Annotated in this window: 8 protein-coding genes; 2 read left to right on the top strand and 6 right to left on the bottom strand. The window is 33.4% G+C overall.

Features of this window, described 5'->3' with window-relative positions; genetic code table 11:
* The first annotated feature begins 180 nt into the window (after nt 1-180).
* Nucleotides 181-855, top strand: coding sequence for a uracil-DNA glycosylase (locus tag HKP48_RS05915; RefSeq protein ID WP_296343822.1), 675 nt, complete (start codon nt 181-183; stop codon nt 853-855).
* Here the strand turns inward: HKP48_RS05915 and HKP48_RS05910 are convergent.
* The 6 genes from HKP48_RS05910 to HKP48_RS05885 all read right to left on the bottom strand — a co-directional run bounded on the left by HKP48_RS05910 (nt 852) and on the right by HKP48_RS05885 (nt 5,726).
* Nucleotides 852-1,454 (bottom strand): hypothetical protein, encoded by a 603-nt coding sequence (locus HKP48_RS05910; protein WP_296343819.1) that lies wholly within the window; start codon nt 1,452-1,454, stop codon nt 852-854. The genes HKP48_RS05915 and HKP48_RS05910 overlap by 4 nt on opposite strands.
* A gap of 59 nt (nt 1,455-1,513) precedes the next feature.
* Nucleotides 1,514-2,368 carry a substrate-binding domain-containing protein gene (locus HKP48_RS05905; protein ID WP_296343818.1) on the bottom strand — a complete coding sequence of 285 codons (855 nt, stop codon included), beginning with the start codon at nt 2,366-2,368 and terminating at the stop codon, nt 1,514-1,516.
* A 216-nt stretch (nt 2,369-2,584) separates the two neighbouring features.
* Nucleotides 2,585-3,457 carry a nucleoside phosphorylase gene (locus HKP48_RS05900; RefSeq protein ID WP_296343816.1) on the bottom strand — a complete coding sequence of 291 codons (873 nt, stop codon included), beginning with the start codon at nt 3,455-3,457 and terminating at the stop codon, nt 2,585-2,587.
* The gene (locus tag HKP48_RS05895; RefSeq protein ID WP_296343814.1) at nt 3,447-4,388 is read right to left on the bottom strand and encodes a DUF1835 domain-containing protein; all 942 of its coding nucleotides are present in this window, start codon (nt 4,386-4,388) and stop codon (nt 3,447-3,449) included. The genes HKP48_RS05900 and HKP48_RS05895 overlap by 11 nt, the downstream gene beginning before the upstream one ends.
* A gap of 3 nt (nt 4,389-4,391) precedes the next feature.
* Nucleotides 4,392-4,721, bottom strand: coding sequence for a translation initiation factor (locus HKP48_RS05890; protein ID WP_296343812.1), 330 nt, complete (start codon nt 4,719-4,721; stop codon nt 4,392-4,394).
* A gap of 57 nt (nt 4,722-4,778) precedes the next feature.
* Nucleotides 4,779-5,726 (bottom strand): 2-oxoglutarate and iron-dependent oxygenase domain-containing protein, encoded by a 948-nt coding sequence (locus tag HKP48_RS05885; protein ID WP_296343810.1) that lies wholly within the window; start codon nt 5,724-5,726, stop codon nt 4,779-4,781.
* 146 nt (nt 5,727-5,872) lie between these two features.
* Between HKP48_RS05885 and HKP48_RS05880 the strand changes: the two genes are divergently transcribed.
* Nucleotides 5,873-7,873 carry a dehydrogenase E1 component subunit alpha/beta gene (locus HKP48_RS05880; protein ID WP_296343809.1) on the top strand — a complete coding sequence of 667 codons (2,001 nt, stop codon included), beginning with the start codon at nt 5,873-5,875 and terminating at the stop codon, nt 7,871-7,873.
* The last annotated feature ends 227 nt before the right edge of the window (nt 7,874-8,100 follow it).

Raw genomic sequence — 8,100 nt, 5'->3', positions numbered from 1 at the left:
AAATCGCTTTAAATCTTCTTAAAAAAGATATCAAAGCTAAAGTGGGTATTAAAAGCAGAAGACTAAAAGCGGCTATCAATAATCAATATATGCTAAAAATACTCAAATTATGATGCGTTTGCCCTGTTGCACCTAATGCATTAAGATGGTTTTGTAATATGTTAGTTTTATATTTACAGCATGAATGTATCCATAGATCCAAGTTGGAAAAAATACTTAAATCCTGAATTTGAAAAGTCTTACTTTTCAAACTTAGAGACTTTTGTAAAAAAGGAATATTCAACAAAAACTTGTTATCCAAAAGGAGCGGAAATTTTTAATGCTTTTAACCATAGTAAGTTTGATGATTTAAAAGTAGTTATTATTGGTCAAGACCCGTATCACGGCCCAAACCAAGCCAATGGCCTATGTTTTTCTGTTAACTACGGCATTTCGCATCCACCATCTTTAGTTAACATCTTTAAGGAGTTGGAAACAGACATTGATATGCCATATCCCAAGTGCGGAAATTTAGTGCCATGGGCAGACCAAGGTGTATTATTACTTAATGCAACATTAACCGTTAGAGCTCACGAAGCTGGAAGCCACCAAAAAAAAGGATGGGAAATATTTACGGATACTATAATTAAAACTGTGAGCGAACATAAAAAAGACGTCGTTTTTTTACTTTGGGGCGGATTTGCTAAAAAGAAAGCAAAGTTAATAGACGCTACTAAGCATTATGTTTTAACCTCTGGTCATCCATCACCATTAAGCGCTAACCGTGGATATTGGTTTGGAAACAAGCATTTTAGTAAAACGAATACAATTCTAAAGTCTTTAGGAAAACCTCTAATTGATTGGACTATAATCTAATTAACTACAAATATATAGCCTCCATTTTCTTCAGTATTCAAAATATTGGTCGTAATAGTAACAAACCCTAATTCGTAAATTCCGCCTGAAATGCTTATTCCTCTAAAGTCTTCAAAATTGAATTGATTACTAGATAAATAATATGTGCCTGTTTCTTTTAGAGTTATAGAAAATTTGCTTCTAAAGGTATTTGTATCAGTATCATAAAAATTTCTGATTTGTATAATATCTCCAAAGCTTTCAACAATACCTTCTGAAGCCTCAATGTCTTGGTTGGTAACTGCTATTTTAGATAAAGTTCCAAAGTCAGTTTCTTTGTATAATGTTAATGAATGTTGTAAAAATGATTCGTTTAACACATCATTATAAAATAATTCTGAAATATTTAGTGATTGACCATCTGTAGTTATCTGTTCATCTGGTATGACTGTATGTATTGTAATCTGGTCGTTTAGATTAAATGTACTAACATTGTTGTCAATAGTAATAAGTCCATTGTTTTCTATTGAAAAACTTGCACCAGGCTCATCTTCGCCAGGACAGCAGAGTGATGCACATAAGGAAAAAGAAAGCATAATAAAAAAAGAAAGTGGTTTCATGTGTTTATATTTATTGTTTTTTATAGATGGCGCATTTAAAAAAAGGTTGCGTCACAAAATTAAAATTTATAAACTAAATCATGGTAATTCCACTTGTTAGGAATAATATTGAGTTGAAGTAACTCATCTTGAACTTTATTTAATGTTTTTTCATCGATTAACTCCTGTGACCATTCTGTTAAGGATAGCCATTCTTGTACATCCTCTAATTCTTGTCCGTAACGATTGGCAATGGTTCTGTTTATACTTGGGATATACTTAAACTCCGAAGTTGTATTATTGATTATATTTAATATAGTTTTTACATCATCTTTATTCCTTTCCAAAAATTCATTTCTAACAGCAATTACAAAACATGGCCAAGGTGATGGACAATTTCCTATTCTTCGGAATGTACCATTATCTACTAAAGGTTTTGTAGTAAATTTTTCCCACATAAAATAGTCGGCACTTCCATTAGTTAAACCTTTTATTGCACCATCTAAGTTTTTGATAACCGAAAAATCAAGGTCTTTATCCAAATTCCAGCCGTTATTTTTTGCGTTTACAAAAGCCATTAAATGCGAACCTGAGCCATAGCGACTAATGGCTGCTCGCTTGCCTTTAATGTCTTTAATGGTGCCGAATTGTGAATCTGCCGCGACATGAATTCCCCAAATTAAAGGAGATTGGGTGTAGGTTTGTATAATTTTTGATGGATTACCTGCAATGATATCTTTTACAATTCCTTCTGTAAGTATAACGGCTAAATCTATATCACCTTCTCGAAGGCCTTTACACATTTGTCCTGTGCCGCCATGGTAGTCATGCCAACGTAAATTAATGTCTTTAGCTTTGTATTCACCATTTTTTAAGGTTAAATACCAAGCTAAATTAAAATGCTCTGGGACACCGCCAATATTTATTTTTTTCAAAATTAAATACTTTTTTTATTCGATTTTAAACGCAAAAAAACGTTTCTAAATATGATAATAAGTGCACATAATACCCAAATAATTAATAAGTCTTTTCTGAATATTCTATCGTTTTGTAAACCAATAATAAAATAGGCAATGGTTCGAATTCCTGTTGCAATAAGTAGAATTATTGATGCTGCATATAAGAAATTTAATAACTTCAATAGTATATATTTAAATGTTTACAATACGCTCTAAAGCGTAAATAATTAGTTTCTCAACCGTTTTCTTAGGTTCCTTACTAAAAGTGCCGTCCGCTCTATTGGCAATAATAGCATTTAACGATAAAGCTTCGTGACCTAATAATTTTGAAAGCCCATAAATAACAGAGGTTTCCATTTCAAAATTAGTAATTCTAAAATCTTTATAACTAAAGCTATCGAGTTTAGAGTTGAGGCTTGCGTCTTGTAAAGGCAAGCGTAAAACACGGCCTTGAGGTCCGTAAAAGCCACCTGCGGTACCTGTCATACCTTTATGAATTTTATCGCTTTCAAAATAGCGTTCTAAATACTTACTATTATTAATGATTATTGGACGTGCTTTATTTTTATCCCAATTGGTGTGTTTAATAAATACATCTTCAATTTCAGGATTACAGATGCCACTAATCTGATAGAAATGAAGCATACCATTGACATCTAAACCATGAGAACTCATTACAAAAGAATCTACAGGAATATCTGCATGAAGTGAACCTGACGTGCCAATCCGAATAATATTAAGACTTGTTAAATTTTCTTTTGGTTTTCTTGTGTTTAAATCAATGTTGACGAGTGCATCGAGTTCATTGAGAACAATATCAATATTATCTGGTCCAATACCTGTAGAAATTACACTTATTCGTCGGTCTTTGTAATAACCAGTTTGTGTTTTAAACTCGCGTTTTTGAGTTTCAAACTCTATACTCTCAAAATGCTTTGTAATTTTTGAAACGCGGTCTTGGTCACCAACAAAAATTATGGTATCGGAAATATGCTCTGGTTTCAAATTGAGATGATAAACACTCCCGTCTGGATTTAATATCAATTCTGAATCTTTAATTTCCATAAGGAATCGTTTTTATGAGTTTATTTTCAGTGATGCTGAATTGATAATCATTCCGATTAATACCACCAAAAGTAATCGTATTATCAATTTCTTTGGTAAAATTATGTTCGCCTAAAATCGCTTCATGACCTTTTCGAGTGAGTTGGAGTTTATCGTTTGATTTTTCAAAAAACGTTGAAAGTTTATCAACCATTCGTTTAAACTGTGTATCACCATACCCATAATAGCCTTGATAGTTAAGGCAATATCCTAATAGATGATGTTGAGATTTAATATCTTTTTCTTTAATAAGTTTTAAGATATTTTCTTCAATAGCACAAAGTCCTGTTTTTTGATTAGGAAAACGTTTTAAATGTGCTTTAAGACAGTTAGTTAGATATTCAAAATTTGAATTCTGAGTAATATAAGGCTTAAAAATATTGTGGTCTTTACCGCAATAGGTCCGCCATAAGGCAATGGCTAAGTCAATGTCTTCTTGTGTTAAATGGATATGGTTAGCGTAATGTGACTTTAATTGCTCTGGATTGAGTTCTGCTAAGCCTTTTAAGTCTTTTTCGCCTTCCACGCGACCACTACAAATAAGGTATAACGGCTTATCAATCTCCTTTTGATGTAATAAACTTATAACTGCAATGAGATTAATGTGGCAGAACAAATCGAATTCAAACCATAAGTTTATTTCACTATAATTATCTATATCCTCAAGAATAATAATAGATTCTTTAAGGTTATAATCTGAAGGATTTATATCGTAGTATTCATTCAGAAACTCCTTTCTTGTCTTATAAAATTCATCCGAATCTATAAGAGGGACAGTTGGTCCTTCGCAGAGCATTTCTCGCCAAGTTAAAATATCGTCTTCAAAATCTAACTCTCTCAGATAATTGGTAAGGCTATCACCATTTGTAATATGCAGGCATTGTTTTTTCATAAATTAACCTCCTAAACGTTTTACATTAAAGCCTTTTTCTTTAAGAATGGTCATTATTTTATCGCGATAATCACCTTGAATTATAATCTTATCATCTTTAAAACTTCCGCCAACACTGAGTTTCTGTTTTAATTCTTTTGCTAATTTTTTAAAATCTTGAGTTGCACCAGTATAGCCTTCAAGTATTGTTATTGGCTTGCCTTTTCGCTTTTCGTACTTACAGATAATAGGATTGTCTTGCATCCAGATATCTGATTTAGGTTCGGATTCATTTTCTGATACTTCAGGAACGTGCTCTGGGAAAAGGTTTTTTAATTGGTCTTGTAAATCCATAAATTAATATGCAGTGTTCAGTTACACATTTATTGCGTACTGAAGACTGTGAGTTGATTATTTTTTTAGTCCTAGTTCCTTTAAGCGTTCATCTAAAAATTCTCCTGCAGTAATATTATTGAATTGCTTTGGATTGTTTTTATCTATACAGCTGTCCAAAACATCTAATTTCATTTCACTGACTGGATGCATAAAAAAAGGAATAGAGTAGCGGCTTGTTCCCCATAATTCTCTTGGAGGGTTTACCACACGGTGAATTGTAGATTTTAATTTGTTATTGGTATGTCTTGAGAGCATATCGCCAACATTAATCATTAGCTCGTCTGGCTCAGCAATAGCATCTATCCATTGGTCTTTATGGTTTCGAACTTGCAAGCCACGACCTTGTGCTCCCATCAAAAGGGTAATTAAATTAATATCGCCATGTGCTGCAGCTCTAACTGCATTCTCTGGTTCTTCTAAAATTGGTGGGTAATGAATTGGTCTTAAAATTGAATTTCCATTATGGATATAATCGTCGAAATACGTTTCTTCTAAACCAACATGAAGTGCTAAAGCACGAAGCACGTATTTAGCGGTTTCCTCAAGCTTTCTATAGGCCTTTTTGCCGATTTCATTAAACTTTGGCAATTCTTTTACTTTAACATTTTCAGGATACTCCTTACGTCTTTTTTCATCATCTTCAACATACTGACCAAAATGCCAAAATTCCTTTAAGTCACCTTCTTTTTTACCTTTTGCGCTTTCTTTTCCGAATGAGATATAACCACGTTGACCGCCAATACCTTCAATCTCATATTCGCGTTTTTTCTCAACTGGTAAATCGAAAAAATTCTTGACTTCGGAATACAAACCATCGACCAATTCGTCATCTAAAAAATGGCCTTTTAGAGCTACAAAACCAATATCTTCGTAGGCTTTACCGATTTCGTTAATAAATTTTTGCTTTCTATTTGGGTCACCTGATAAGAAATCTTTGAGGTCTACACTTGGTATTCTATCCATGTTATGTGGTAATTTGTATTTAAGGATATACAAATCTAATGAAAACCCAATAAAAAAGGAGATTTCAGTCAACAAAATTGATGAATCAAAGTTATGATTTCTAGCTATTTTAATTACATTTGGTTTACAATAAAAACGACTATTTCATGTCCAATCCAACATTAAAGCCTTTGCATTTTGATAGAGCATCATTAAGTGATGAAAAGCTTTTGCAGCTCTATTACAACATGTTACGACCTCGATTAATAGAGGAGAAGATGCTAATTTTACTACGCCAGGGAAAGATTTCTAAGTGGTTTTCGGGAATAGGGCAAGAAGCAATTTCTGTCGGTGTTACCATGGCGTTAGATAAAGAAGAATATATTTTGCCAATGCACCGTAATTTGGGGGTTTTTACAACACGTGATATACCTTTATTTCGATTATTTTGTCAATGGCAAGGAAAAGCTAGTGGTTTTACCAAAGGTCGCGACCGTTCTTTTCATTTTGGGACTCAGGAGTACAATATCGTGGGAATGATTTCTCATTTAGGGCCACAATTGGGAGTCGCAGATGGTATTGCATTAGCTAACTTATTACAAAAGAATAATAAAATTACAGCTGTATTTACTGGTGAAGGAGGGACAAGTGAGGGTGATTTTCATGAAGCATTAAATGTTGCTTCAGTTTGGAATTTACCGGTGATGTTCTGTATAGAAAACAACGGTTATGGACTCTCAACTCCAACATCGGAGCAATATAATTGCGAGCATCTAGCCGATAGAGGCAAAGGTTATGGTATGGAATCGCATATTATTAATGGTAATAACATCACTGAAGTTTACACCAAGGTTTCAGAACTCGCAGAAAGTATTCGTCAAAATCCTAGGCCTGTGCTTTTAGAGTTTAAAACCTTTAGAATGCGAGGTCACGAAGAAGCGAGTGGTACAAAGTATGTTCCACAAGAGATAATAGACTATTGGGCAGCTAAAGACCCTATTGAAAACTACCAAGAGTACTTGATAACTTTAGGAATTTTAACTGAAGAAAAAGAGGTGGAATTTAAAGAAGCGATAATCCATGAAATTAATGAAGCTTTAGACCAAGCCTATGCCGAAGAAAACATCACGCCAGACCTAAGTATAGAGTTAAGTGATGTATATAAAGATTATATACATCAAGAGGTTAGTTTAAATTCAAATACTGAAGAAAAGCGATTAATTGATGCTATTTCTGATGGGTTAAGACAATCGATGGAGCGTCATGATAATCTTGTGATTATGGGACAAGATATTGCTGAATATGGTGGTGTTTTTAAGATAACAGATGGCTTTGCAGAACAATTTGGAAACGAACGTGTAAGAAATACGCCTATTTGCGAATCTGCCATTGTTGAAGCAGGAATGGGTTTATCCATTGCTGGAATGAAAGCTGTAGTTGAAATGCAATTTGCTGATTTTGTAAGTTCAGGGTTTAATCCTATCGTTAATTATTTGGCAAAATCACATTACAGATGGAATCAACAAGCCGACGTCGTAGTACGCATGCCTTGTGGTGCTGGTGTTGCTGCTGGACCATTTCATTCGCAAACTAACGAAGCTTGGTTTACCAAAACACCTGGACTAAAAGTGGTTTATCCTGCGTTTCCAATGGATGCTAAAGGTTTATTAGCAACAGCTATTAATGACCCAAACCCTGTGTTATTTTTTGAACATAAAGCTTTATATAGAAGTGTTAGACAGGACGTACCAACAGGTTATTACACATTACCATTAGGTAAAGCATCACTTTTAAAAGAAGGAAATGATATAACTATAGTCACTTATGGAGCTGGTGTTCATTGGGCATTAGAAGTCCTAGATAATAATCCTGATATATCTGCAGACTTAATTGATTTACGGTCATTACAACCCTTAGATAAGGAAACAATTATTAATTCAGTCAAGAAAACTAATAAAGCCATTATTCTTCAAGAAGATTCTTTATTTGGTGGTATCGCAAGTGATTTATCAGCAATGCTAATGGAAGAGTGTTTTGAATATTTAGACGCCCCTGTAAAACGTGTGGCAAGTTTACAAACGCCAATTCCTTTTGATAGTGAGTTGGAGAAGCAGTATTTGGCTAAGGGAAGATTTGAAGAGGAATTAAAAAATGTCTTATTTTATTAGATAAACTACCAATAGCTAGTTATGAAACTATTTTATAAAAAGTTAATTGATATTTTTTTGGGATTTTAAAATGGATTATAATCTTAATTATTACTGTTGCTTTTATTCGCTTTCAGGTTTAATACCTCGAGGCTTGCCTCGTTAATTATTACTATTTTGTGACTCGATGTCACAGAATAGTAAATATATCCATAAAAGTCATAATGTTACAGTTTTACTATATCATT

The organism is Winogradskyella sp. (assembly GCF_013042245.1).
GTDB lineage: Bacteria > Bacteroidota > Bacteroidia > Flavobacteriales > Flavobacteriaceae > Winogradskyella.
Note: the sequence above shows the minus strand (reverse complement) of the source record. Positions and strands in the feature narration are given on the sequence as shown.